Annotated in this window: 23 protein-coding genes and 2 pseudogenes; 8 read left to right on the forward strand and 17 right to left on the reverse strand. The window is 61.8% G+C overall.

Annotated features, from left to right (window positions below):
- Positions 1–200 precede the first annotated feature (200 nt).
- From RMR13_RS00200 to RMR13_RS00210, 3 genes are all read left to right on the forward strand, one after another.
- Positions 201–395, forward strand: coding sequence for a hypothetical protein (locus tag RMR13_RS00200; protein WP_310598622.1), 195 nt, complete (start codon positions 201–203; stop codon positions 393–395).
- 50 nt (positions 396–445) lie between these two features.
- Entirely contained in the window at positions 446–1,312 is an 867-nt protein-coding gene (locus tag RMR13_RS00205; protein ID WP_310598623.1) for a transporter, read from the forward strand.
- A 354-nt stretch (positions 1,313–1,666) separates the two neighbouring features.
- The gene (locus tag RMR13_RS00210; protein WP_310598624.1) at positions 1,667–2,866 is read left to right on the forward strand and encodes an MFS transporter; all 1,200 of its coding nucleotides are present in this window, start codon (positions 1,667–1,669) and stop codon (positions 2,864–2,866) included.
- Positions 2,867–2,920: 54 nt separating this feature from the next.
- Here RMR13_RS00210 and RMR13_RS00215 read toward each other — a convergent pair whose 3' ends face one another.
- The 3 genes and pseudogenes from RMR13_RS00215 to RMR13_RS00225 all read right to left on the reverse strand — a co-directional run.
- Complete coding sequence (locus RMR13_RS00215; protein WP_310598625.1) at positions 2,921–3,310, reverse strand: type II toxin-antitoxin system VapC family toxin; 390 nt, start codon at positions 3,308–3,310, stop codon at positions 2,921–2,923.
- Positions 3,307–3,549 (reverse strand): type II toxin-antitoxin system prevent-host-death family antitoxin, encoded by a 243-nt coding sequence (locus tag RMR13_RS00220; RefSeq protein ID WP_310598626.1) that lies wholly within the window; start codon positions 3,547–3,549, stop codon positions 3,307–3,309. The genes RMR13_RS00215 and RMR13_RS00220 overlap by 4 nt, the downstream gene beginning before the upstream one ends.
- 206 nt (positions 3,550–3,755) lie before the next feature.
- Positions 3,756–3,923: pseudogene (locus RMR13_RS00225) on the reverse strand (transposase); the annotation flags it as partial.
- A 64-nt stretch (positions 3,924–3,987) separates the two neighbouring features.
- On the opposite strand from RMR13_RS00225, the pseudogene RMR13_RS15305 reads away from it, so the two are divergent.
- Positions 3,988–4,125 (forward strand): annotated as a pseudogene (locus RMR13_RS15305) (transposase); the annotation flags it as partial.
- On the opposite strand, the gene RMR13_RS15310 reads toward RMR13_RS15305, so the two are convergent.
- The 3 genes from RMR13_RS15310 to RMR13_RS00240 form a co-directional block, all read right to left on the reverse strand.
- The gene (locus RMR13_RS15310; RefSeq protein WP_409070236.1) at positions 4,090–4,437 is read right to left on the reverse strand and encodes a transposase; all 348 of its coding nucleotides are present in this window, start codon (positions 4,435–4,437) and stop codon (positions 4,090–4,092) included. The pseudogene RMR13_RS15305 and the gene RMR13_RS15310 overlap by 36 nt on opposite strands.
- Before the next feature lie 174 nt (positions 4,438–4,611).
- Positions 4,612–5,958: a sigma-54 dependent transcriptional regulator gene (locus RMR13_RS00235; RefSeq protein WP_310598628.1), complete on the reverse strand. Its 1,347-nt coding sequence runs from the start codon at positions 5,956–5,958 to the stop codon at positions 4,612–4,614.
- Complete coding sequence (locus RMR13_RS00240; protein ID WP_310598629.1) at positions 5,948–7,201, reverse strand: ATP-binding protein; 1,254 nt, start codon at positions 7,199–7,201, stop codon at positions 5,948–5,950. Before RMR13_RS00240 ends, RMR13_RS00235 begins: the two co-directional genes overlap by 11 nt.
- A gap of 375 nt (positions 7,202–7,576) precedes the next feature.
- Between RMR13_RS00240 and RMR13_RS00245 the strand changes: the two genes are divergently transcribed.
- Positions 7,577–8,665, forward strand: coding sequence for a peptidoglycan bridge formation glycyltransferase FemA/FemB family protein (locus tag RMR13_RS00245; protein ID WP_310598630.1), 1,089 nt, complete (start codon positions 7,577–7,579; stop codon positions 8,663–8,665).
- A gap of 69 nt (positions 8,666–8,734) precedes the next feature.
- Entirely contained in the window at positions 8,735–10,369 is a 1,635-nt protein-coding gene (locus RMR13_RS00250; RefSeq protein ID WP_310598631.1) for an ATP-binding protein, read from the forward strand.
- A 38-nt stretch (positions 10,370–10,407) separates the two neighbouring features.
- On the opposite strand, the gene RMR13_RS00255 is transcribed toward RMR13_RS00250, so the two are convergent.
- The gene (locus RMR13_RS00255; protein ID WP_310598632.1) at positions 10,408–10,806 is read right to left on the reverse strand and encodes a GreA/GreB family elongation factor; all 399 of its coding nucleotides are present in this window, start codon (positions 10,804–10,806) and stop codon (positions 10,408–10,410) included.
- Between the two features lie 404 nt (positions 10,807–11,210).
- Here RMR13_RS00255 and rnk point away from each other — a divergent pair, with 404 nt between their 5' ends.
- Entirely contained in the window at positions 11,211–11,636 is a 426-nt protein-coding gene (gene rnk, locus RMR13_RS00260; RefSeq protein WP_310598633.1) for a nucleoside diphosphate kinase regulator, read from the forward strand.
- A gap of 104 nt (positions 11,637–11,740) precedes the next feature.
- On the opposite strand, the gene RMR13_RS00265 is transcribed toward rnk, so the two are convergent.
- From RMR13_RS00265 to RMR13_RS00300, 8 genes are all read right to left on the reverse strand, one after another.
- Positions 11,741–12,964 (reverse strand): ATP-binding protein, encoded by a 1,224-nt coding sequence (locus tag RMR13_RS00265; protein WP_310598634.1) that lies wholly within the window; start codon positions 12,962–12,964, stop codon positions 11,741–11,743.
- Between the two features lie 307 nt (positions 12,965–13,271).
- Positions 13,272–13,427: a hypothetical protein gene (locus RMR13_RS00270; protein ID WP_310598635.1), complete on the reverse strand. Its 156-nt coding sequence runs from the start codon at positions 13,425–13,427 to the stop codon at positions 13,272–13,274.
- Between the two features lie 74 nt (positions 13,428–13,501).
- Positions 13,502–13,816, reverse strand: coding sequence for a YdhR family protein (locus RMR13_RS00275; RefSeq protein WP_310598636.1), 315 nt, complete (start codon positions 13,814–13,816; stop codon positions 13,502–13,504).
- Between the two features lie 49 nt (positions 13,817–13,865).
- A complete protein-coding gene (locus RMR13_RS00280) occupies positions 13,866–14,450 on the reverse strand; it encodes a DNA-3-methyladenine glycosylase I (protein WP_310598637.1) in 585 nt (194 codons plus the stop codon).
- Positions 14,451–14,524: 74 nt separating this feature from the next.
- Positions 14,525–14,992: a Cys-tRNA(Pro) deacylase gene (gene ybaK / locus RMR13_RS00285; RefSeq protein WP_310598638.1), complete on the reverse strand. Its 468-nt coding sequence runs from the start codon at positions 14,990–14,992 to the stop codon at positions 14,525–14,527.
- A gap of 64 nt (positions 14,993–15,056) precedes the next feature.
- The gene (locus tag RMR13_RS00290) at positions 15,057–15,581 is read right to left on the reverse strand and encodes an N-acetyltransferase (RefSeq protein ID WP_310598639.1); all 525 of its coding nucleotides are present in this window, start codon (positions 15,579–15,581) and stop codon (positions 15,057–15,059) included.
- Positions 15,582–15,631: 50 nt separating this feature from the next.
- On the reverse strand, positions 15,632–16,744 hold the full coding sequence (locus RMR13_RS00295) for a DUF2157 domain-containing protein (RefSeq protein ID WP_409070237.1): 1,113 nt from the start codon (positions 16,742–16,744) through the stop codon (positions 15,632–15,634).
- 158 nt (positions 16,745–16,902) lie between these two features.
- Complete coding sequence (locus RMR13_RS00300; protein WP_310598641.1) at positions 16,903–18,630, reverse strand: hypothetical protein; 1,728 nt, start codon at positions 18,628–18,630, stop codon at positions 16,903–16,905.
- 146 nt (positions 18,631–18,776) lie between these two features.
- On the opposite strand from RMR13_RS00300, the gene RMR13_RS00305 reads away from it, so the two are divergent.
- Positions 18,777–20,162: an SH3 domain-containing protein gene (locus RMR13_RS00305; RefSeq protein WP_310598642.1), complete on the forward strand. Its 1,386-nt coding sequence runs from the start codon at positions 18,777–18,779 to the stop codon at positions 20,160–20,162.
- A gap of 86 nt (positions 20,163–20,248) precedes the next feature.
- On the opposite strand, the gene RMR13_RS00310 is transcribed toward RMR13_RS00305, so the two are convergent.
- A complete protein-coding gene (locus RMR13_RS00310; protein WP_310598643.1) occupies positions 20,249–21,460 on the reverse strand; it encodes a Xaa-Pro peptidase family protein in 1,212 nt (403 codons plus the stop codon).
- 69 nt (positions 21,461–21,529) lie between these two features.
- On the reverse strand, positions 21,530–23,437 hold the full coding sequence (ptsG, locus tag RMR13_RS00315) for a glucose-specific PTS transporter subunit IIBC (RefSeq protein ID WP_310598644.1): 1,908 nt from the start codon (positions 23,435–23,437) through the stop codon (positions 21,530–21,532).
- Positions 23,438–23,445 lie beyond the last annotated feature (8 nt).

Here is a 23,445-nt window from a genome sequence, read left to right on the forward strand (position 1 = left end):
ACTCCGGGCGTTCCGTTTGCCGGCGGGACGCCACTTCAGTTGCAGGGCCGGAAAAAGTCGTCCGGGGCTTTTTGTTTCAACGCCGAACAACAGCGCCGCCTTGGAGCGGAACGAAAAAGCATCGGAAAAACACAGAGTCGTTGCGATACATAATCAACAAAAAACCACGGCTGGCAACAGCGTGCAGGAGGGGACATGGAATGAAAACAGCGCAGATCACCCTTGAGCTGTCCGGAAAAACCTTGGAGAACCTGCTCTATCTCTCTCGTCGTCTCCAACGGCATCCCAACGACTTGACCGTCGACCTGCTCTATGCCGCCATCGAGGCCTCCATGGACAGCACCGAGGCCCAGACCTCCCTCATGGCGCAGCCGTCGAACGGAATCTTACAATAACAACGTTTTTTTACCAAATTACACCGCTCGAACACTTCCAGGAGCCACGCATGTCCCAGTCCTCGACCGCAGTCGTTCTGGCCTGCCTGTTGGGAATCGCCCCGGCAGCGCAGGCCGCGCCCGAAGAGATCGTCATCGAACACGGCAAGATCAACACCGCCGATGCCTCGCCGGTCGATCCAGGCCACTTCGAACTGGAACCCTCTTTTGCCTACACCCGCTCCGAACGGGCCTGGAGCGCAAGCGGCCATGCCCACGGTCGAGGACTCTTCCGCGAGCAGAACGTCGGTCTCTCGTTCACCGCTGGCCTGGTCGACAACGTCGACCTCAACATCAGCGGCGGCTACAGCTGGCTGAAGGACAACGACAACGATTTCGACGGGGACGGCGCCCTGGCCGGTCCGGTCCGGGGAGAAGACTTCACCGATCTGGAGGTGGGCGGCCGCTATCGTTTTTACCACGACGAGGCGCTCCACCTGGAAATCGCCTATATCGCCGGGATGACCATTCCGACCGGCAGCTGTTCCGGCCAGGACGAAATCGGTACCGGCCAGGAATTCTGGAGCCTCAACCAGACCCTGGTCGCCACCAAGGATTGGGGGCGATGGACGCTCAACGGCGACATCGGCTTTGCCCTGCCCTTCGGCAGCAAACGGGAAAACGCCAGGGGAACGTTCAACGCGGACCTGGCACTGGGCTATCAGGTCCTCCCCTGGCTGCAACCCGAGGTGGAGTTGAACTACGGCCACGACTATCTGACGGGCGAAAACGATGCGCAGATCATGGCGGTAACCGCCGGCCTCGTCATGCCAATCGACGATACCCTGCGGGTGAATATCGGCGTGCAGCAAGGCGTATGGGGCGAGAGTGCCGACAAGGCCACGACCCTGATCAGTGCGGTCAAGTTCGCATTTTAAGCGGATGGCTGGGGAGAAGAAAGCATCATGCGCTCGGTGATCATGGCCATTGACCTTTGTGGGCCGAACGAATAGTATATGCAATCCATCGCGGGACGCTCAGTGGGCGTTCCTTGTTCGTTTTCTGCAGCCATTGCCCCAACAACAGCTAAGAAAACAAAGAGTTGACCCAATCACCTGAAAGGAGAGACGAACATGCATTTTGTTTCCTGACCATTTCGACCGGCTTCAGCCTTCGACGGCTGGGCGCGGTCTTTTGACGGAAACAAAATTCCTTTTCGACTCGTCTGTTGTCGACAGATATGAGCCGCCGGGAAGATATTCCCGGCGGCTTTTTCTTTTCAGGAGAATCACATGCCCGCCCCTGCCCCGTTTCCCCGGTCCTGGAGAAAACAGGCCGCGCTTTTCCTCGTCAGCCAAAACCTGTCGCTTTTCGGTTCCGCCGTTGTCGGTTTCGCCCTGGTTTGGCACATCACCCTGCAAACGACCTCCGGCCTGTGGATGACGCTGGCCACCATCGCCTGCAACGTGCCGCAGATTGTGCTGTTGCCCTGGGGCGGCGTGTGGGCCGACCGCTACAGCCGCCGCTGGCTGATCATGTGCTCCGACGGCCTCGTCGCCCTGGCAACCCTGGCCTTGGCCTTTGTGTTCATGGCCGGGAGCGAGAGCCTGTTCCTGATCCTCGGCGTACTGGCACTTCGCTCGTTGGGCGGCGGGGTGCAGGCCCCCGCCTCGGCCGCGTTGTATACCCAACTTGTCCCGCCGGAGCGCCTCAACCAGGTGCAGGGCATCAACCAAACCGTCAACGCGGTGCTGATGCTGCTGTCGCCGGCGGCGGGCGGGCTTCTTCTGGGCAGTGTGAACCTGGCCTGGGCCATGATGGTGGATGTGGTCACCGCGACGGCCGCCATCGGCGTCCTGTGGTGCATCGAGGCCGGACACGCGGCCCAAAATGTCGAGCCCAGGTCGGCCAGGGCGGAAATGCTTCGCGGGTTGTCGTTCATGTTCGAAACCCGCGCCTTGCGCCTTTTTCTTTTCTGCTACGCCGCGTTCTTCTTTTTGGTGGCACCGGCCGCAGTGCTGAGTCCCCTGATGATCGCCCGCAGTTTTGGCGGGGAAGTCTGGCGGCTGACGGCCAACGAACTCGCCTGGTCGGGCATGTCCATCCTCGGCGGCGCGTTCATTGCCTGGCGAGGAGAGTACGCGGACAAACCCCGCGCCATTGCGTTCTGCGTGACCGTGTTCGGCCTGTTGGTCGGGTTGCTGGGTTTTGTCGATAACTTTGCGGTGTATCTCGTTATTATCGGCCTGGCCGGCTTCATCATGCCGGTGTTCGCCACCACGAGCACCGTCTTCGTCCAACAGACGGCGGACCCGGCAATGCTCGGCCGCGTCTTTTCCATTGTCCAGATCGTTGCCGCCAGCGGCCTGCCCTTGGCCATTCTGGTCTTTGGACCGCTGGCCGATGCCGTGTCCGTGGAATCGCTCATGGTCGCCACAGGGTTTCCCCTGGCATTGGCCGGCCTGTTCTACCGGCATCTGAGCAGGCGGTGAGGAGAAGTGAGGAGAAAAAAGGCTTCGGGAATTTGCTAAATCGTTAGTTTGAAATCACGGCTTCGGCACAAATATGACCGGACCCGGATATTCGCACAAAGCGTTGTCCGAAGTCAGAAGCGAAATGCCTTCAGCCTTAGCCTGTGCAAGGAGCATCCTGTCAAAAGGGTCTTTATGGATTTGGGGCAGATCATTGACTGCCAGGGCATGCAGACTAGTGATGGGCAATTCCTGGTACTGATTGTCCAGGAGTCCGCGTCGGAGTACTTCCGGATCGACCTTGAAATCGCTTCTGCCAAGGCTTTTCTTGATACCTATTTCCCAAATGCTGGCTGGGCTGAAGTACAGCGTGTTGTCACCATCAAGCACCATTGCCTCGGCTTCTTGCGAAAGCGTTCCAGCCGCAGCCCAGAGCAGCATGTGCGTATCAAGAAGCAGCTTCATTCCGTTCCCTCGAACATGCTCTGGATTGCTTCCTTGCCCATGGAGTCGAAATCCTCCGGCACTTCCAGCCTGCCCTTGAGAAAGCCGAGTCTCTTGGCGGGATTGGGCGGCGGCGTATAGGCGCTCACCGTCACCATGGGCTTGCCGGATTTGGCAATGACAAACGACTCACCCCGAACTGCTTTTTCGATCAGCTTCGAAAGATTTGTCTTGGCGTCATGGATATTTACCTGTTGCATACTTGCCCCCACAAATAAACTAAGTCGTTGACTAAGTCTATTTACAGCGGGCTCGTTTGTCAATATGGTTGAATGGAACTCGGTAATTTTGATGGGTATCTCGAATGGCTGCCGAACGGCACGTTCACCACCAACGCCCTGAAAGGAGCCGCAGGAGCGGACACCATAAAGGAAAAGGGCTCTGAATGAAAGTCAGCAATCTTGGTTGGGGTATGGGCCAGGCAAGCGTTGAGTAAGCGGAACGGGAGTTCCGGTTTCCAAAATCTCCGGTTGAACCGGTAGCAGAATTCATCGAGATACTCTTGGAGGTACCGAGACGAAACCCCATGGAAGGTTCCATTGATAAACTTCTTCATGTTACTGCTCATGATATGACCTGTCCCAGAAAGAGTGGACACAAAGTTAAGAGCGTTTAGGATGCCCTTTGGAGATGTTCACATGGAAAAAACAGTACGCCGGCAATACACGGACGAATTCAAGGAAGGGGCAGTCAATCTGGTCACGGATCAGGGGTACAAGATTTCCGAGGCAGCCAGGAATTTAGGTATCCACACCACGCAACTTCGCCGATGGATCACCCAGATGCTTGGATGCTCGAAGGACGGAAAGCCCACCTTTATCCGAGGCCATGAGATAAATAGCCCAGAACCATTTGACCAGGGAAATTTTGGTGGCATGAAACAAAGTGTCCGCAGTTATCGAAACCTGATGACGACACTGGGCACATTGGTACAAATGGCGCGAAGCGATGGGGTAGGCTTTTGTGCCGCCGCATACGGGACACTGAAATCCATTGGCCCAGCGCACCTTGACCAAAACGCGGGCACATGCGCGCTCCGTACCGGACCGTTTCTGCCATTCTAGCAAACTGCCTCCGGGCATCTGCATGGCGAAGCATCCCTTCGAATATCATTTTGATCTTGCATGCAAATATAGACATCATGCTGTTTTTTTGTTCAGAGCCACTTAAAGGAAAGGTGTCCAGGCCTGTAATGGGAACGCTGTTCGGAAGAAGGGAGAAGGAGGCCACGGCGGTCCACCGGATTCCCGGCCGCAACCGCTTCAGCGGCGGGCGTTGATCTTTTCCCGCAGGGTCTTGCGGTCGATTTTGAGGATGGCGGCCGCCTTGGTCTTGTTGCCCCGCACGCTGTCGAGCACTTCCCGGATATATTCGGCCTCGTGCTCGGCCAGGCTGCGGTCCAGGCGCCGCGCCACCGGCCGGGCAGCCCGCATCTGCGGCGGCAGGTCAACGGATTCGATCCGGGCGCCCTCGCACATCAGCACCAATTTCTGCATCAGGTTCTCGAGTTCGCGGACATTGCCGGGCCAATGGTAGGCCATCAGCTGCCGCAGGGCCTCGTCGCTGAAAAAAGGCACCGGCCGGTTGAGGTCCTTGGCGAACCGGGCGTGAAAACGGTTGACCAGCAGCAACAGATCGTCGCCGCGCTCCCGCAGGGGCGGCAGGGGAATGTCGATCACGTTGATTCGATAGTACAAATCTTCCCGGAACAATCCCTGGCCGATCAGTTGCGGCAGATTTTTGTTGGTGGCCACGATCAGCCGGGTATCGACCTGGATCGCCCGGCTCGATCCTACCTTGTAGATCGTCTTCTCCTGGATGGCCCGAAGCAGCTTGCCCTGCATCGCCAGGCTGGCATCGCCGATTTCGTCCAGAAACAGCGTTCCCCCTTCGGCGATCTCGAAAAAACCGGCCCTGGTGCTCCCGGCGCCGGTAAAGGCACCCTTGACATGGCCGAACAGCTCGCTTTCGATCAGGTTCTCGGGAATCGCCGTGCAGTTGACCGAGACAAAGGGCGCGTTCCGCCGCGGTCCGGCGTAATGGATGGCCCGGGCGACCAGTTCCTTGCCCGTGCCGCTTTCGCCGGCAATGAGCACCGTGGCCGTATTGCCGCCGGCCTTGTCGATCGACTTGAAAACATGCTGCATGGCGCTCGAGGCCCCGACGATGCCATGGGTGCCGCCGGCCTTCGCGCTGCCGTGGGCCAGGCGCTTGCGGCTCAGCTTGTCGACGATCGCCGCCACCGCCTGCAGCAATTCCTGCTCGGTAAAAGGCTTGGCCAGGTAGTGCTCGGCCCCGGTCTTCACCGCCTCTACCGCGCCCTCGATGGAGGGATAGCCGGTGACCATCATGATCTCGACATCCTGCAGATTGGCGCGAACGTGCTGGATCAATTCCAGCCCATTGGCCTTCGGCATGCGGAGATCGGTGATGATCACGTCGAAAACGGCGCGCTCAAGCGCCTGCAGCGCCTCTTCCACCCCGGCACAGGTCCGGACCGCATAGCCCGCGTCCTCGAGATGGGTTTGCAGCACCTCGCGCGCATCGGCGGCGTCGTCAACCACCAGGATCTTGATGGGCCCGGCCGGCCTTTCCGGTTCAATCGCCATGGACTGTCCCTCCCTGCGGTTCGTTTGGTGCGGCGGGATCGCCCCTGTCATGTGTTCCCATCCCGGCGTCGGCCCTGGGGCGGCCATCCGCCCCGTCTTCGCCGCGATGGACGGGAAAGGAGATGACAAAGGCGGTCCCCTGCCCGACCGTGCTGCGCACCTCGATGGTGCCGCCGTGGGCCGTGACGATGCCGTGGACGACCGACAGCCCCAGCCCGGTGCCGTGGTCCACGTCCTTGGTGGTGAAGAAGGGGAGAAAAATCTGCTCCACGGTCGGCGAGTCCATGCCGATGCCGGTATCCTCGACGATCATCCGCACCTGCCCGTCGCCGGCGGCCGTGCGCAGGGTCAGGGCGCCGCCGTCGGGCATGGCGTGGATGGCATTGACCACCAGATTGACCAGCACCTGGGTGAGCTGCGAGGCATCCGCCAGGATCGGCGGCAAATCCGGCGCGAAATGCGATTCGAACCGGACCGGCCCCCTGGCGAACCGGGGCTCGATGAACGACATCCCCTCGGCCAGCACCCGGTTCAGGTCCGTCCGGCATCGCTGCTGCGGCATGGGGCTGCTGAACAGCATCATTTTCTTAATGATCTCCCTGGCGAGGAGCGACGCTTGAATGATCCGGTCGAGATACCGGCCCGCCTGGGCCGGCGAATGGATCTTTTTCAACGCCAGTTGCGCAAATCCCAGAATGCTGCCCAGCGGCTCGTTGAGCTCGTGGGCCACGCCCGCGGTCAGCTGTCCCACCTTGGCGAGGCGGTCGGCATGGCGGAGCTGGCTTTCAAGCTGGGCGCGCCGTTCGTTGGCCAGCTTGGTCTCGACCATCAGGGAGACCTGGCGGGCAATGGCCCGCAGCAGCTGGCGTTCTTCGGGAAAGAACCGGTCGCCTGCCGGGCGGGCCGGTTCCGCGCCCTTGAGGTAGAAGACCTCGATCGCGCCGTGGGGGGTGCCCTCCAGGGTCAGGCCCGCGCGGATCACATGCCGGGATTGAGCGAAGCCGTCGGTGGTGAAAACCTGGCCGTCCACCACGATCCGGACGCAGACCCGGTCGGGATGCTGGAAGGCCGAGGGCAGCAGGGCCACGATCTCCCGCAGCACCTCGGCAAAGCTCATCTCGGTGCGGGCGACGATCTTGGCGATCTCGAACAGGCAAGCCAGTTCCTTGTTGCGCTCGATCAGCTTGGCCCGTTCCTCCAGCAAGGCCTGCGCCGGCAGGGGTTGTTTCGTCGCTCTCGCCATGGCGGATCGTTGGGTCTGCGGACGCGGCAAGCGGAACACCTCTGCCGCTGTCCCTGTTGTCGATAAAGTGGGGAAAAATCGGCCGGTGGCCGAAAATTCCCCGGTGCGGGAATGTCGAGCGGCGCCCATCGTCTTGTTGCCGCAGCCGGCCGCGCCTTGCTGCCGGGCCAAGGATTTTCTTGTCCGCAAGCCCCGGCATCGGCCAGGGTACCGGCTCCGTCCCTCCCGGCCCTTCCTGCGGCGCGGCCATCCGCACTCTTCCCGCGGCGCGGGCGACTTGGCATGTTCATTGCTCCGGTATTGCGAACAACACGGCGGCGCCATCATGGCCAATGCCCATTGATTGCAAAAAAAAGACCGCAAGGAGAAGATGTCGTGAACGTGACCATTGTCCCCAAACGGCCGGGAAAACTATATCCGACGGACATTTTGTTTCAAAGCAGATACTGGAGCGACGTCAAGGCCCGGCTGGGCTGGAAGGCCTATGCCTTTGACATCGAATCCACCGGCATCGACAAGGACATGCTGGTGATCGTCAAGCCCTTCGGCCCCCGGGCCGTGGCCGCCTATGTGCCCCAGGGGCCGGAGTTCGCGCCCGACCAGGAAGACTACGGCACCTACCTGGAGGCCCTGTCCGAATCGATCGTCGAGCAAATCGACGCCGACATCTCCTTCATCCGCTACGACCTGCCCTGGGAATCGCCCTATGCCGCCGAAATGCGGCAGCAGAATTGGCACGATTTCCCCGAGTCGCGGGTACGGGAAATGCGGATGAACTTCGGCACCAAGCACTGGAACCTCAAGAAGGCGCCGGTGGACGTGACCGTTGCCAACAGCTGCGTCGTCGACCTGGACGGCGACGACCGCCACCTTCTGGCCCGGATGAAGCCGAAAACCCGCTACAACATCGGGCTGGCGGAACGAAAAGGGGTGCGGGTGCATATCGCCTCCGCCGAGCAACTGCCCATTTTTTATCGCCTGTACTGCCAGACCTCCCGGCGCCACGGATTCCACACTAACGACTACCAGTATTTTTCCGCTCTTTTTTCCGCAAGCAAACGCCATTACGACTCCTCGGAAGTGCTGTTGCTTTTGGCTTGCCGCGGGCAGGAAGCGCTGGCCGGGGCGATTGTCGTCCTGTCGGGAAAAGGAGCCCTGTTCCTCCATGGCGCCTCGGCCGATCACCAACGGGAATACATGGCCTCCTATCTCATGCACTGGAAGGCGATCCAGTATGCCCGCGCCAGGCAGTGCCGCACCTACGACATGGGCGCGGTCTCGCCCAGCGACGATCCCGGCCATTCCTTCCATGGGCTGTATCGGTTCAAAACCGGGTTTGGCGGCCGGATCGTGCACAACAGCGGTTCCTGGGATTACCCGGTCAAGAAGGAGGTCTACCGGGATTTCAGGAATTGGGAGATGGTCCTGTCGCAACATGAAGGCGGACATGCCATCGGCGAATAAGCCCGATTGTCCGAGGAAAATTTCCCCACCAACAAAAGGGTGCCTTGGGCGCCTTCGGAAGCCAACACCATGAAATCTTGCGACCATGACCGGCTCAAACGCATCCTGGCGGTTGGGATCTGCCTCAGCGGCATCGTGCCCGTGGTATTTTTTGCCCTGAGTTCGATGGGCCAGGTCAGGACGCTGGCACTCGACGGCATGGAGCAGGCCGCGCAACGTTCGGTCGAGCGCGGCGCCAACGACCTGCATGCTTTTTTGCACGACAAGACCGTCTTCCTCACCACCCTGATGCGCCTGCATCCGGTCGAGCACCTGCAAAAAGGCGAAAACCTCGACGCTCTTTTCCAGGCGCTCGGCGACAAGGGACATCCGGGGGAAATAGTGGGCCTGGAACTGCTCGATGCCGACGGCATCGCCCTGGCCCGTGCAGGCCAAATTCAGGAAACGGACGCGCCGACCGGGCAGGATGCCGCCTGGCTCCGGCAGGCCCTGGCCCATGGGATCGCCTTCGACGATGTCGGCGCCGGCCGCGGTAACGGCCCGGCTTTAATCATCGCCCTGGCCCACCCGGACCAAACCGCCGTGTTGCGGGCGACCGTCAAGGCCCAGGTGCTCGACGATCTGCTCCTGAACAGCCGGATCGGGCCGCTCTCCCGGGCCACTCTCCTCAATGCCAGGGGAGAAGTGCTGGCGGCCAGCCCCGGCAAAACCGTGGCGCCCCACGCCGGGGCCGCTTCGTTGGCCGACCCGGCCGACAACGCGGAGCGCGGGTTCTTCACCAGTAAGCGCATCGGCGCCGGCAACTGGACGCTTGTCCTCCACCCCGACCCGAACGATTACCTCGGCACCTATTATAAATACTGCGCGCTAATCCTCGTCCTGGCGCTCGTCTCGACCGCGGGAATCGCCCTGATGGCCGCCGGCGTGCTGCGGGCCGTGAGCCAGCGGCTCAAGCGCCTGGACGACCGCCAGAACACGATGTACAAGCAACAGGTCATTCAGGAAAAGATGACCATGGCCGGCATGATCTCCACCGGCATTGTCCACGATCTCACCGAGCCGCTGCTGCAGGCCAAGCAGCATCTCGACAAGATCCACGGCCAGGTCGGCCGGTATAAGATCGAGAACATCAACCTGTTTAAAAACATCCAGTATTCGATCGACAGGATCGACAACAACATCCTCCGCATCCGGACCGTGCTCGATCGGCTGCTCCGCTTTTCCCACTTGTCGCGGATACAGGAGAGCGGCGATCGGGTGCAGGTGAACTGGATTCTCAGGGAGATCCTCTCGTTTTTAGCCACCGAGGCCAGCGAACACAATATCGCGCTCACCATGGAACTGGAGGAGAGCCTGCCGTCCGTTTGGACCAACGGCTCGCAGGTGCAGCAACTGCTGCTCTCGCTGGTCGAGAGCGCCCTGGAGGCCGTCGGCAGCGACGGCCGGGTCCATTGCGCCACCTATTCCACCTCGGATGAGGTGCATGTCCAGATTGCCGACAGCAGTTCGGGAATCACCTCGGAACGGATGAAACAACTTTGGCAGCCGTTTTTCACCGGCCCCGAGCCGGACGACGGCAAGGGCGCCGGTCTCGATCTTTCCCTGTACAGTGCCATCGTCTACAAACTAGGCGGCAGGATTTCCGCCCAGGACCGGCCCCAGGGCGGGGCGCTGGTCACCTTCAGCCTGCCGGTGCCCGGCTGATCGCCGCCTTCCCCGGCCCCAATCCGGTTCCCCCCTGTTCATGACCGGAGCGGGCGCGATACCGACTTGATGGTGAGGGTGCGAATGCCGGCGGCGGTGCGCTCTTCGATGGTCTCCCCCACCTTCCGGCCCATCAGCGCCGCCCCCATGGGGGTGAGCAGGGAAACCGGATTCAGGTGCGCATCCGCCTCTTCCGGAAACACCGGGGTAACGCCGAATTCCCGGCCGGTGGCAGTCTCCTGCAGCACGACATGCGAGCGCGGGGCCGCGACATCCTCGGGCATTTCCCCGGCACCGACCACCCGGCCCTGGGCCGCGTAGAAATGCAGCCTGCGAATGCTCTTTCTCTCCTGCTCCCTGAAGATATCGCAAAAGAGCATGAGCTGTTCGATCCGCTTTTTGTCGCTTTCCGTGATACAAACGATCGTTTCCGCCATCTGGTCCCCCTTGGCGCGACACGGCTCCGCGAGCCGGCTTTTGCGCTTATTCTGGATTCATCCGGCCATCGGCCGATCCTCCATCGTTACTCAAGCACAAGGCGGGCCAGAATGTTCGCCGGGCGACAAACAGTGCGGCAACATGAATAATATCCCAATATTACTAACTAATTTCGTGAACATTTCTTGGCATGGACGACGGCCGGACACTTTTCGGGATTCGCGTCTGTCCCACCCCGTTTTTATCCTCTCGAAAAACTGCGGAATGCGGTACAATTTGCGCCACTGATCGTTGTTTTCCATTTCCCGACGCCTAGTTCCGTGCCCGGCGCGGATCGGTTGCGGAAAAAATACCCGGCCCGTCCGTTTCAGACGCCAGGACATCTCCACTGATTGAGTGCACCATGAAAAAGAAAGAAGCCGCAAAACCGAACATCATCATCTCCACCCTGGATGCCGAACGACTGGGAACCCTGCTGGAAGCCTTGCCGGCCAATTCGTTCCCCTGCCGGGATGAACTGGAAGAAGAGTTGGACCGGGCCGAAATCCGGGATCCCAAGGACATGCCGCCCAATGTGGTGACCATGAATTCGACCGTCCGTTTCAGGATCGCCCCCTCGCAGGAGGAGTTTTGTCTGAAGCTGGTCTATCCCCAGCACATGGATGACAAGGGTGGGGCGGTTTCCATCCTTGCCCCGGTGGGCAGCGCCCTGCTGGGTCTTTCCCAGGGGGATGAAATCGAGTGGCCGAAGCCGGGAGGAGGGGTGTTGCGGGTTCGGATCGAGGAAGTCACCTACCAGCCCGAACGTTCAGGCGACTTTCACCTGTAATCCGAAGAGGCGGCGCACCGTGCCCGGAGGCGGCGGCCGCAGCGCCTTGCCGAGGGGCATGTTTTTTCAAAAAATCGGCTTGAAACGATGTCGTGTTAACTGCTTCAGATCAGGCTCGCAGGCACGTTCCAAGCCTTTGAGCTCAACGGCAGCGCTTGGCTGGCCAGGCAGATGACGCCACCCATGCCGACCGGCATCCCGAACTTTTCCAAAACTGAAAAATGGCGGATGTCGTGCTTGTCCGGCGAGGCGGTTTTCTTGAACTCCAGAGGAAAGATCGTGCCATTCTGGATGATCAGCAGGTCTATCTCTTTCCGATCTTTATCCCTGTAGTAGTAGAAAGGCGGGCGCAGGCCGTTGTGCAGCCAGCTTTTGAGCAGTTCGCCCATGATCCAGGTTTCCAGGATGGCACCGGACATCGCTCCCGCTTCCAGGGTCTCCGGACTTGACCACTCCGTCAGGTAGACGGCCAGGCCCGTATCCAGAAAATACAGCTTGGGCGTTTTGACCATGCGCTTGGTCACATTGGTGAAATACGGCTCCAGCAGATAGATAAGACCGGAAGCCTCAAGGATGGAGAGCCATTTTTTTCCGGTCACAGGCGAAACGTCCGCATCGCGGGCCAATTCGGAAATGTTCAACAACTGGCCGGTACGGGCCGCGCTGGCCCGCAAAAACCGCAAAAAGGCCATTTCGTCGCCCACCTGCGCCAAATCGCGCACATCCCGTTGCAGATAGGTCTGCACATAGGAGCCCAGAAACAGATCCCTGTCCAATTTGGCATCCAGAGCCAGGGCGGGGAATGAACCGCGCCAGATACGAGTATACAACTCCTTGAGTGACAGGGCTTCCGTCTGGCGCGCCCGCTGGGACAGGAACTCCGCGCTCGGCAAAAATGGCCCCTGGTCCGCCCCATCGCCCACGCTTTCCCTCCGGGAAAGACCAAGCAGTTGCAACACAGCGACCCTTCCCGCGAGTGATTCCGAAACATTCCGCATCATTTGAAATTGCTGCGATCCCGTCAGCCAAAAACCGCCAGTTTTCCGGTCGGCATCCGCCGCCATTTTAATGTACGGCAGAAGCTGCGGCGCGTGCTGCATTTCATCGATGAGCACCGGCGCGGGAAAGCGCTGCATGAACAGGGCCGGATCTTCACGGGCCAAACTCAACACCAGAGGATCGTCGAGGGAAACATAAGCGCGTTCACTGCCACTCAAGCGGCGAAGCAGCGTTGTTTTTCCTACTTGGCGCGCTCCGGTCAAAAGGAGAACCGGGAATTGCGCCGCCGCCTTGCCGATAGAGTCTTCAAGAGTTCTTTCCGAGTACATGGCCCCCCGGTTCGTCTATTTTAAAGTTCAAATAAAAAATAGACGAATCAGCACGAGATTGTCAATGCCAGCGCGCATTTTACGGGGAAAGAATCCGCCGGGTGGCGGCATAGCCGCAGCTTTTTTTCCATCACTGCGCGTAGTTGGGCAAGTTGTCAGTTCGGTTTTATCCCGTTTTCTTGTCTATCGCTGGAATTTCCGGAAACAGCAAGAGACGGAACCGTGCCCGGAGGCGGCCCCAGCGCCTTGCCGAGGGGCATGTTTTTCTGGGGTTTGAGGGGTGGAGAGGGTCAAGCTGCCGGCAGGCTCACTTACCGCTGCCATCGCCGGGTTCCAGCCCGGCCGCGTCGTCGGCAGCCGGCTCGGTTGCCGGTGGGGCAATGCAGTAATCGTTGGCGCTGTCCATGCCGGTATGGCCGTGCCAGCTCTCTTCCGCCCAATCTTTTTCCTGAATATTATTCATGCGATACCTCTTTCGCTCCGATTTGGTTGACTGGGCCGCACTCCCCGGCGGGCATCGCCGTCGGGTGTGGGGCTTCAATCGTCGGCAATGATCCGGTCGATGACATTGTCGACCACCACCGGCGTCTCCAGGTAGGTGAGCTTGGGTTCGACACCGTATTTGCCACGGACGAACGCCTTCCACTCCTCGGTATACAGGCGGTCCGCATCCTGGCGGGACTGCCAGAGATACACGCCCCCCGACCTGGTTCCGTCCGGGTCGATGAAGTAGTATTTCCGAATCAAGCCGGCCATGCCTTGGTATTTGGGCGCGGTGCTCAGAAAAATCTCCTTGGCCTGTTCGCGCGAAAGCGGCTGGGCAAGTTCAAATTCCACAATGGCGGTGATCATCGCTTCCTCCTGCGAAGGTGAAAAAAATGTCCGATGCGAGCTGTCGGGTTTACTCGCCCAGGCGGGCGACTTCCCGGTGGCGGAAACAGCCGGCCAAGTGGTCGTTGACCATGCCGACCGCCTGCATGAAGGCATAGCAGATGGTCGAGCCGACAAAGTTAAGCCCTCTTTTTTTCAAGTCCTTGCTCATCAGGTCCGACGCCCGCGTCCGCGCCGGAACTTCCTCCAGTCGCTGCCACCGATTCTGCACCGGCATCCCGTCCACATAGCGCCAAAGGAAGGCGTCGAGGGAACCGAACTCCTCCTTGATGGCCAGAACGCCCCGCGCGTTCTTGACCACCGAGGCGATCTTGAGCCGGTTGCGGACGATGCCGGGATCGGCAAGCAGGCGGGCGAGATCGTCTTCGGTGTACCCGGCCAGGCGCTCGCAGGCAAAGTTCTCCAGGGCGTGGCGATAGTTTTCCCTTTTGCGCAAAATGGTCAGCCAGCTCAACCCGGCCTGGGCTCCTTCGAGCACGAGAAACTCGAACAGGAGCCGGTCGTCATGCACCGGCACCCCCCATTCGGTGTCGTGATAGGCCACGTACAGGGGATCGGCCCCGCACCATCCGCATCGTGTTTTTTCCCGGTCCATTCGCATCGAATCATCTGAAATTATTGAAAACCATTGCCGAAAGCAGTCGCACCCCAGGGGGTACCGCCCAGCACCTATTTGCCGATCGTGACGAACCGGGCCTTGGTCAAGCGTCCCAAATCGGCCGGGGCAAGCTCCACTTCCAATCCCCGGCGGCCGGCGCTGACGAAGATGGTGCCAAAGGTGGCGGCCGAGGCATCGACGATTGTGGCCAGCCGTCTTTTCTGCCCCAGGGGGCTGATCCCGCCCAGCACGTATCCGGTCATCCGCTCGGCGTCGTGGGCCGTGGCCATGGCCGCTTTCTTGGCGCCCAGGGCCCTGGCCATGAGCTTGAGATCCAACTGGCACGAAATCGGCACGATCCCGACGGCGAACTGGTGATTGTCGATTTCGACCACCAGGGTCTTGAAGACCCGGTCGGGTTCGAGGTGCAGCTTATGGGCCGCTTCCTCGCCATAGGACGCCGAGCCGGGATCGTGAGCATATTCATGCACCCGGTAGGAGATGCCGGCCTTCTTGGCCGCATTGATCGCTGGCGTCATGGCAAGGCGATACGGCAGGGGAAGAAATGTCCGGGGTGTTTTCGTGGCGACAAACCGCCCTTCCTCAGGCCGCCTGCGGCCCCTTGGCCATGAAGGCCGGATGGAAATGCACCACGCCTTGGGGAACGGGACCGGCCAGGGGCAAGACGAAAAAAAACTCCGGTGGAATGCCTTCATAGGCCAGCCCCGCGGCACGGACAAACCCGAATCGGCCATAATACTCCGGATGCCCCACCAGACAGCAGCCCTTGGCGTCCAGCCGCCGCACGCGGGTCAGGCCCTCCTCGATCAGGACGGTGCCGATACCCTGCCGCTGGTACGCAGGCAGCACCGAAACCGGCCCGAGCCCGTACCAATCCGGCGTGCCGTCCGACATGGTCACCGGCGAGAAGGCCACATGGCCGACGATCCGCCCTGCCCGTTCCGCCACCAGCGAAACCGTAAGCGCTCCGGCGGCGCGCAGGGCCTCGACCACGAACTGTTCCGTCTGATCGCTGACGGCCAGGGTCTTGAAGGCCGCCGCCGTCACCTCGGCAATGGCGGCCGTATCGCCGGCGGCTTCATCCCTGATACTCGTGGCCGATTGCATGCGACGCTCCCTTGGTCATGTTTTGTGCCGTCCGGATCCGCAAGCCGCGGTCAATCGCGGCCGGCTCCGGGCTGCGGCGGCTCATCGATGCGAGGCTGCGGCCGGTGCTGGCCGAGGCGCCAGATCGCTTCGGCCCGGCTGCCCAGATACCAGAAACTGGCCGCGAGCACCGCGAAAAAAATCGCCTTGTGGGTTGCGTTCCAGAAGTACTCGAAAAACCGCGTGTACAGGTTGATGAACAGGAAGGTCAGGCCAAAGCCGCGCATCACGCCGTCATCGTGTTTCAGGCCATACCAGATGGCCGCGACCGAGGCGGCGGCGAACAGCAGCGACCAATGGAGGAGTTCGTACTGCCGGGCCCGGTACCAGTGGTCGATATCGCCGTAATTGCCGAAGATCGACATGATCCAGAGCGCGATGAACAGGTGCAGCAGGCCGATGACCTTGGTCTGGGGCGACAGCAGCAGCAAGCGGTCGACCAGGCTTGCCCCGCCTTGGCGGCGCGAGGCGTGCTGGCCCGCCACGCCCAGGCCGGTCAGCAGGGCTCCGAACAGGACGAACCGGAGCGGATAATTCATGCCCAGATAGTACATGCCATGCCCCGAGACGTAACCGGTCTCGGTGCCCATCCAGGCCCCCAGGGACAGCAGGCCGAACACCCAGACCAGTGCCGACGGAAACCACAAGCCCAGCAAGGCGTACAGAATCGAGGCGATCAAAAACAACACCGCATAGTGCCCGCTGCCGCTGTCAAAGGCCACCCCGAGAAAGCACACGGCCGCCGCCAGGGCCAGGACCCCGACGAAAAACACGGCTTCGTTGCTGTAGGTGCGATACGGATATTTTTTCCGGAGAAAGAGCCCAAATCGGAATACCCCGGCGGACACGGCCGCGAAAAAGCCGCATTTCATCAGGGGCGGCGTCTGGAAGATGCGCGACAGCAATTCCATCAGCAGGCGGTCGGCCAGGATCGAGCCCACCGCGATCACCAGGCAGCAAATCGCGATCACAAAGGCATAGCGGGCGGCCCGTTGCCAGTCGAAGGGAGCGATGGCGATCGAGCCGGCCAGCCGCGTACCGGTTTGCTCGTCGACGACGCCATGCGTCTGCCAAAGTTTGATCATCCGCGTGACGACGCGATGCTGCCGGCGCGAAATCGCGATGCGCCCCGGCTGTTCCCGTTCTTCCATCTCCATCTTTCCTCCTCGTGTCGGGCGGTTCGTTCCCTCCGGACCATGCGATCCGTACCGCCCTTGTGCCGCCATCTCGGCGGGATCGTAGTGTTGTTTTGTTCAAAACCAACGGCACTTCGCACCCCGGTTCAGCGGGCCGGCCGCCTCGCTTCCCGGAACCAGTCGCGCACCGCCTGCATCTGCTTGGTCTGCGCCGCCGGGGCATGCCGCCGGCATGACGCGTACTCCTCGCTTCCCGGTGCCGCTCCCCAGCGGATCTCGACGCAGTCGTTGGGATTATACCCCATTTCGAAGGCCGATTTGCGCGCCAGCACTTCGGCGACGCTCAATTCCCACCCCTCGCCGTTGCTGCGGGTGTACCGAATGGTCCGCTCCGCGGTCAGACGCGCATGCAACTGTTCGATTTCCCTGCCGGCCTGCGGAGCTTCCTCGGTGGCCAGTTGGAACAACTCGGGGTAGTTCCGCACCTTCTGGGGAAAATCGGCCAGCACGTTCATGGCGATGATCAACCGCATGTCCCGCGAAGGGGTGGAATAGTCTTCCCAAGGGCCGACAGTCTCGAAGATGGCCGCCCCTTGCGGCATGGCAATGGGAGCGCCGTTCTTGCGAAAATAGGCCTCGCCGTTGTCCACCGACTTGACCCGCGTCTCCAGCTGCTCCACCAGGGCGGTCAAGGCCGCTTCATAGGCCTGTTTGGCATCCAGCCCATCGGGATTCATCAGGCCATACATCCGGGCGTAAAACTCCTCGGGCGTCAGTTCGGCCTGTTCCAGGGAATAGTTCGGCAACTCGCTATTGCCCAGCAGCCGGTTGTTGCCGCCAAGGGGGCGGAAGGCCTTGAACCCGGGGCCGGCGCCGGCAACCTGGGCAAACAGGAAGGTGCCTTCCCAGAACCGTTTCCGAGCGATGGAATTGTCCGGCTGGGCATCGACCGCGAACAGGATGCCCGGCCCATCGGACCCCTGATCGACCCATTTCGCCAGCACCAGCACATGGCCGTAGGGGTCGGCGAAAATCGTTCCCGGCCACAGCACCTCGCGCCGCAGGGGCACGGGATAGAAATCGGTTTCCTGGCTGGTAAGCCCGGTGCGGCCGTTGCCCGACTGCACCGCATCCATCAGCCGGGCGCTCACCGCCCTGAAGGCCGAGGCCGGGGCCTGCCGCCGCACGAAGTCGGTGTTGACGACGGCGGCATCGCAGGTGGGCGGCTTGGTTGCCGAACCGCGATTGCAGAACCGGTAGCTGAACGGCAGGCCGTTTTTCCAGGCAAAATAGCTGCGGAGATAATAGGGGAAATCGGCGCAGTCAGGGGTGGCGGGCAGATTTTTGTCTTCCTGCATCCCCAGGGAATTGTGCAGGAAATTACGTTCGGGATCGCGCAGCACCGGCTCCAGGGAAGGAAAACTCAAATCCTGGTCGATCGGCCCGTCGAACAGATGCTCGATCCAGGCGGCGAAAAAGGCCTCGTGCGCCTGATCCCAGACCGGCTTTTCCCGGTCGGTGGCGCCGAGATACAGCTCCCGGCAGGCCGACGAGTCGCTGTTGGTCCGCGCCTCCACCCGGTAATGGCCGTTGTCCGCCAGGGGATCGATGGTGGAGGCGCTCCACCACGGGATGCCGTCCAAACCCAAGGTCGCCATCAGGGCCGTGGTCGTACCCTGGGGATCGGTCAGGAGCATCTCGGTAATCGGGCCGGCGGTGGAAACCGCCATAACCCTGACCGGCACGCCGGGTTTGATCGTCTGGGGGGCGATCCAGATGCGGGTTGCCTCACCCTGAACGCAGTCGGCGGCAAAAGCGCCCTGGCCCAACATGCCGCCCAGGAGGATCGTGACCAGATAAATGATTTTTTTCACGGCGCATTCTCCACAAAAGTGGTTACGTTTCCAGAGAAACCGGCAAGGGAAAAAAGCTGCGACCACGGCGCGGGCCGCATCCGGCGCCCGCCTTCCCGCCCGGCGAATCCCGGCACCGCGATTTCCCTCGCGCAGACGATAATACCATGAGCCGATTGCAAAGCAACTGCATCCTTGTCGCCATCACCGCGGCGATCACCGCCGGCTGCATCTTCCTGTTCAGCGGATGCCTTGTCCAACCGGTGCCGCAGCAAACCGCCCCGATCCAGACCGCCTGTCCGGATGCGGTGGAACAAACGGCGCCGGTCGAGGATCTTCGCACCATTGCCCAGGATATGGCGCCCTTGGCCGAGCGCTTCAGCCAGCCGATGGGCGCCGAGGCCGCATACCGGCTCAAGCAGCAGTTTGACCGGCGCTACTTCGCGCCCTGGACCTCGGCCGAACCGCTGTTCAGGGTCCGGGCGGTGGCCGAAGGAATCGAGCGGCTCGCCGACCGAACCTGGTACGGCGAAAACAGGCTGCGGATCGAACCGGAGCGCATGCGGCAGCTGCTGGACCTGGTCGACCGGGAACACATGCCCTCGATCGACCGGCCGGGCATCGTGGTCAAGCCCGCATTCGTGCGGGTGCTGCCCACCACTCGGCCGTTTTACGAGGCGCCGGACGACGTGCCCTTCGACCAGCTCCAGTTCGCCGAGATCAAGCCCAACGAACCGGTTCGCATCCTCCATGCCAGCAAGGACGGGGCCTGGCTCTACGTCGAGGCTTCCTATGCCAACGGCTGGGTGGATCCCGATGCTATCCGCCTTGCCGATGCCGCCCTGCGCGACCGCTTGCTCAAGGCGGACCAGCTGGTGGTGGTCAGGGATTTCGCGGAGGTGCGGACCGAGCAGGGCAAGATTCTGCCCCAGCCGAAGATCGGCACGCTCTATCCGCTGATCGGCGAGGAGCACGACCACTGGGTGGTGGAGGCCGCAACGGGCGCCGACGACCGCCGCGCCGTTTTCACCGTTGCCCGCATCGCCAAGGCCGATGCCCGCCGCCATCCCTTGCCGTTTACCCCCGAGGCCGTGGCCGATATCGGCAACCAACTGCTCAAGACGCCCTACGGCTGGGGCGAGATGTACCGCAACCGCGACTGCTCGGCCACCACCAGGGATTTCCTGCTCGCCTTCGGCATCTGGCTGCCGCGCAATTCGTCCAAGCAAATCAATGCGGGTCCCTCGGTGCCGCTGACCGGACTCTCCGCCATCGACAAGGAAACGCGCATCCGCGAGCAGGGAATTCCCTTCCGGACCCTGCTCCACTTTCCGGGCCACATCATGCTGTATGCCGGCCTGCGCGACGGCAAGCCGGTCGTCCTCCACACCATCTGGGCGCTTCGCGCCAAGACCGGCAACTGCTCCGAACAAAAATATATCATCGGCAGGACGGTCCTGACCACCCTGGAGGCCGGAAAAGAACTGCCCCTCTCCAAGGGGACCCTGCTCGACCGGCTGGAGGGAATGCTGGTGCTGCCCGTGGCGGATTGACCCCCGCAACCGATCATCCCACCACATTCGGAAACGCGGATTCCCGCCCGCATCGGTGCCGCGCAAGACACACCCAAGCCGCCGGTTCAGGCGACGATCAGCTCGTCCGTTCCGGGCGTCAGGTTTTCCCCGCCCGCGGCGGTGACCAAAAAGGTGTTCTCCACCCCGACCAGGCCGATGCCGGCCAAGCCTTTCTTGGGTTCCAGGGCAATGACCATGTTGGCCTCGAGCGGCGTGTGGATCTTGCCGGCAATGGCCGGGAATTCGTCGATCGCCAGGCCGATGCCATGCCCCAGAAACGGCACCTGGTTGCCGCCGAAGCCCATGAAATGCTCGGCAAAACCGCGACCGTGCACGAATTCGTCCATGATTTCCCGGTACATTTGGGAGGGCACGACTCCGGGCTTGAGGCGGCTGCGGGCCGCCTCCTGGATCTCCAGGCAGAGCCGGTGGGCCGCAAGCGCCTCGGCCGGCGGTGCACCCAAGGAGAAAACCCTTGTTTTATCGGTAAAATATCCCTCGTAGCCGAACCCGACATCGATGAAGATGGGCTCGCCCCGGCCCAGCCGCCGCCTGCCACCCACCAGGGGAAAGGCCGGCGACAGTCCCATCTGGCCGCCCGGCCCCACCGAGGCGGTGGGATAGTTGCCCGATTCGCCGAAACTGACGATCCCCAGAAACAACTCGGCGCCGCTGGCGACAAACCGGGTGATGCCGGTATAGCCCAGGGCCATTGCCTGCCGCTGGATCTCGGCCCCGAGCTCCCATTCGCTCATGCCTTGGCGCAGCATGGCCGGGATGGCGTCGTAGACCTGTTGGTGCAGGAGCCCGGCTGTGCGGATGAGCCCCACCTCGTAGTCGGATTTCACCGCCCGGATCAGGCTGAGGATGTCGGTGATGTCGGTGAAGGCAGCTTGGGGAAAGGCCTTGGCCAGGGTGCGGAACAGCGCGACCGACAGATGTGCCTCGGCCATTCCCAAGGCCGTGGCGGCCAGCCCCAGATCGGCCAGGGTGGCCGGCAGCTGGCTGAACCCTTTCAGGGGCAATACCCTGGACAAGGGCGATTCCAGCCGGGCCCGCTCGTAGCTGCGCCGGACCAGGAAAACCGGCTCCCCGGCCGTCGGCACGAACACCAGCCCCTGCTGCATGGTCCCGGTGTAGTAATACATGTTCAACGGATCGAGGATCAGGGCGCCGTCCAGCGATTTCTCCTCCAGCCGCCGTTGCAGCCGCAGAACGCGTTGGGCGATTTCGCCGGCCGGGACGAGCTGGCCGGGCAAGGGGGCATTGGTGCTCATGGATAACCTCGTTGACCGCGTGTCGCGGCGATGCGGCGCCGTGGACGGTAGCGGGAAATGGATTTCACGTTACGGCCGAAGGGCCAGGGTCATTTGCGCCCGCATCTCGGCTGCATACTGATCCGCATTCAAGCCGACAATCACATGCAGGGTGGCGGAATCGACGAACACCTGCCCCGCTGCCCCGGCCTCGCGCAAGGCGGCCTCCGAGATCCGGCCCGGCTCCTTGACCACGACCCGCAGCCGGGTCGCGGCCGCGGCCTCCACCTGGGCGATATTGTCCTGCCCGCCGAGGGCGGCCAGGTAATCGCGGGCCTTGAGCGGCGCTTCGGGGTCGCGCAGCTTGGGTTCGATACCCTTGGGCTCGTAGCTCACCGCGGCCACATCGGCCTCGCTCAGTTCGGCATCGGCACCGGCCACCTTGAGATATTCCTCGATATCGGTTTTCAGGTTTTCCGACCGGGTGCCGAAAATCGCCTGCATGTTGCTACCGACCAGCACCACCCCGGCCGCGCCGAGCGCCTTCAATTTATTCTGGTCCGCCTTGGCGATATCGGCCAGGCCGACCCGCAGCCGGGTGATGCAGGCATCCAGATCCTTGATGTTGCTGCGGCCGCCAAAGGCCAGCACCAGTTGGCGGGCAAAGTCGTTGGCGGCGTCCGCGCCGGAGCTCCCTTCCGCCGTCGTGGCTTCGCGCCCCGGCGTCTTGAGGTCCATGGCGACGATCATGGTGCGGAACACCCCGTAATAGAGCCCGAAATAGATCGGCCCCAGGATCAGGACCATCCAGGGCTTGGCGGCCAGGGGATAGTAGAGGGCGTAGTCGATGAACCCCTGGGAAAAGGTGTAGCCCAGCCGGGCGCCGAGCATCACCATCAAGGGAAAAGCCAGGCCAGTCATGATGACATGGGCGCCATAGAGAACCGGCGCCACGAACATGAAGGAGAATTCGAGCGGTTCGGTGATGCCGGTCAGAAAAGAAGTCAGCGCCGCCGAGGCCATGATCGAGCCGACCTTGAGCCTGTTTTCCGGTTTGGCGGTATGCCAGATGGCCAAGGCAGCACCGGGCAAACCGAACATCTTCACCAAAAAACCGCCGGCCAGAACGCCGTACTCCTGCTTGCCGTAAAAAAAGCAGGTCAGCCAGCCGGTGGCGGTGGTGCCGTCGCTCTTGACGCATTGGCCCAGTTCGTAGAAAAAGGGCGCGTTCCAAATATGGTGCAGGCCAAAGGGGAGCAACAGCCGCTCGACCGTACCGTAGATCCACACCGCAATGGGCGCCGACCCCGCCGAGGCCCAGCGACCGAAGGCGGAGATCACGTTCTGGATCGGCGGCCAGACGATGCTGAGCGCGATGCCGACGCCGATGGCGGCAAAGGCGGTGATAATGGGGACAAAGCGCTTGCCGGCAAAGAAGCCGAGATAGGGCGGCAGGCTGATGCGGTAGAACCGGTTGAAGAGCGAGCCGGCAATGGCGCCGATGATGATGCCGCCGAAGACGCCGGTGCTGATGGTCGGCAGGCCGAGCATGGTGAAGGGCGCCTGCTGGGAGGTGGCGGGCAGGTGCGGATCCAGGGGGGTGATCAGGCCGAAGTTGATGCCGATGACGCCCAAAGTGGCCGTCATCACCAGAAAGCCGATGGTGGCGGCCAGGGCCGCGACGCCGTCGTTCTTGGTCAGGCCCAGGGCCACGCCGATGGCGAAGATCAGCGGCAGGGCGGCGAAAATGGGGTCGCCGGAATCGCGCATGATCTGCAGGAGCACCTTGAGGGCAAAAGGCAGGTGCCAGCCGTTGGTTTCCGCGCCGGTGAGCACGGCCCCGCCCACGCCCAGCAAAATGCCGGCGACCGGCAGCACCGAAACGGGCAGCATCAAGGCCTTGCCCAGCTTCTGCATCACGCCGAAGATGCGGGTGCCGAGGGTGCTTACTGTCTGGGTTTCGCTTGTCGAAATTGGTTGCGGAACAGTCGTTGTCATATGCTTCC

This window comes from Desulfobulbus sp. (assembly GCF_031547805.1).
Taxonomy (GTDB): Bacteria; Desulfobacterota; Desulfobulbia; order Desulfobulbales; family Desulfobulbaceae; genus Desulfobulbus.

Excerpts from the sequence above, each read along its gene's own strand:
- RMR13_RS00215 (WP_310598625.1), bottom strand. The coding sequence starts at position 3,310 with ATGAAGCTGCTTCTTGATACGCACATGCTGCTCTGGGCTGCGGCTGGA.
- RMR13_RS00250 (WP_310598631.1), top strand. The coding sequence starts at position 8,735 with ATGAAATCTTGCGACCATGACCGGCTCAAACGCATCCTGGCGGTTGGG.
- ybaK (WP_310598638.1), bottom strand. The coding sequence starts at position 14,992 with ATGACGCCAGCGATCAATGCGGCCAAGAAGGCCGGCATCTCCTACCGG.
- RMR13_RS00310 (WP_310598643.1), bottom strand. The coding sequence starts at position 21,460 with ATGAGCACCAATGCCCCCTTGCCCGGCCAGCTCGTCCCGGCCGGCGAA.
- RMR13_RS00255 (WP_310598632.1), bottom strand. The coding sequence starts at position 10,806 with ATGGCGGAAACGATCGTTTGTATCACGGAAAGCGACAAAAAGCGGATC.
- RMR13_RS00275 (WP_310598636.1), bottom strand. The coding sequence starts at position 13,816 with ATGATCACCGCCATTGTGGAATTTGAACTTGCCCAGCCGCTTTCGCGC.
- RMR13_RS00270 (WP_310598635.1), bottom strand. The coding sequence starts at position 13,427 with ATGAATAATATTCAGGAAAAAGATTGGGCGGAAGAGAGCTGGCACGGC.
- RMR13_RS00205 (WP_310598623.1), top strand. The coding sequence starts at position 446 with ATGTCCCAGTCCTCGACCGCAGTCGTTCTGGCCTGCCTGTTGGGAATC.
- RMR13_RS00265 (WP_310598634.1), bottom strand. The coding sequence starts at position 12,964 with ATGTACTCGGAAAGAACTCTTGAAGACTCTATCGGCAAGGCGGCGGCG.
- RMR13_RS00235 (WP_310598628.1), bottom strand. The coding sequence starts at position 5,958 with ATGGCGATTGAACCGGAAAGGCCGGCCGGGCCCATCAAGATCCTGGTG.
- RMR13_RS00210 (WP_310598624.1), top strand. The coding sequence starts at position 1,667 with ATGCCCGCCCCTGCCCCGTTTCCCCGGTCCTGGAGAAAACAGGCCGCG.
- ptsG (WP_310598644.1), bottom strand. The coding sequence starts at position 23,437 with ATGACAACGACTGTTCCGCAACCAATTTCGACAAGCGAAACCCAGACA.
- RMR13_RS00280 (WP_310598637.1), bottom strand. The coding sequence starts at position 14,450 with ATGGACCGGGAAAAAACACGATGCGGATGGTGCGGGGCCGATCCCCTG.
- RMR13_RS00220 (WP_310598626.1), bottom strand. The coding sequence starts at position 3,549 with ATGCAACAGGTAAATATCCATGACGCCAAGACAAATCTTTCGAAGCTG.
- RMR13_RS00305 (WP_310598642.1), top strand. The coding sequence starts at position 18,777 with ATGAGCCGATTGCAAAGCAACTGCATCCTTGTCGCCATCACCGCGGCG.
- rnk (WP_310598633.1), top strand. The coding sequence starts at position 11,211 with ATGAAAAAGAAAGAAGCCGCAAAACCGAACATCATCATCTCCACCCTG.
- RMR13_RS00200 (WP_310598622.1), top strand. The coding sequence starts at position 201 with ATGAAAACAGCGCAGATCACCCTTGAGCTGTCCGGAAAAACCTTGGAG.
- RMR13_RS00290 (WP_310598639.1), bottom strand. The coding sequence starts at position 15,581 with ATGCAATCGGCCACGAGTATCAGGGATGAAGCCGCCGGCGATACGGCC.
- RMR13_RS15310 (WP_409070236.1), bottom strand. The coding sequence starts at position 4,437 with ATGCAGATGCCCGGAGGCAGTTTGCTAGAATGGCAGAAACGGTCCGGT.
- RMR13_RS00240 (WP_310598629.1), bottom strand. The coding sequence starts at position 7,201 with ATGGCGAGAGCGACGAAACAACCCCTGCCGGCGCAGGCCTTGCTGGAG.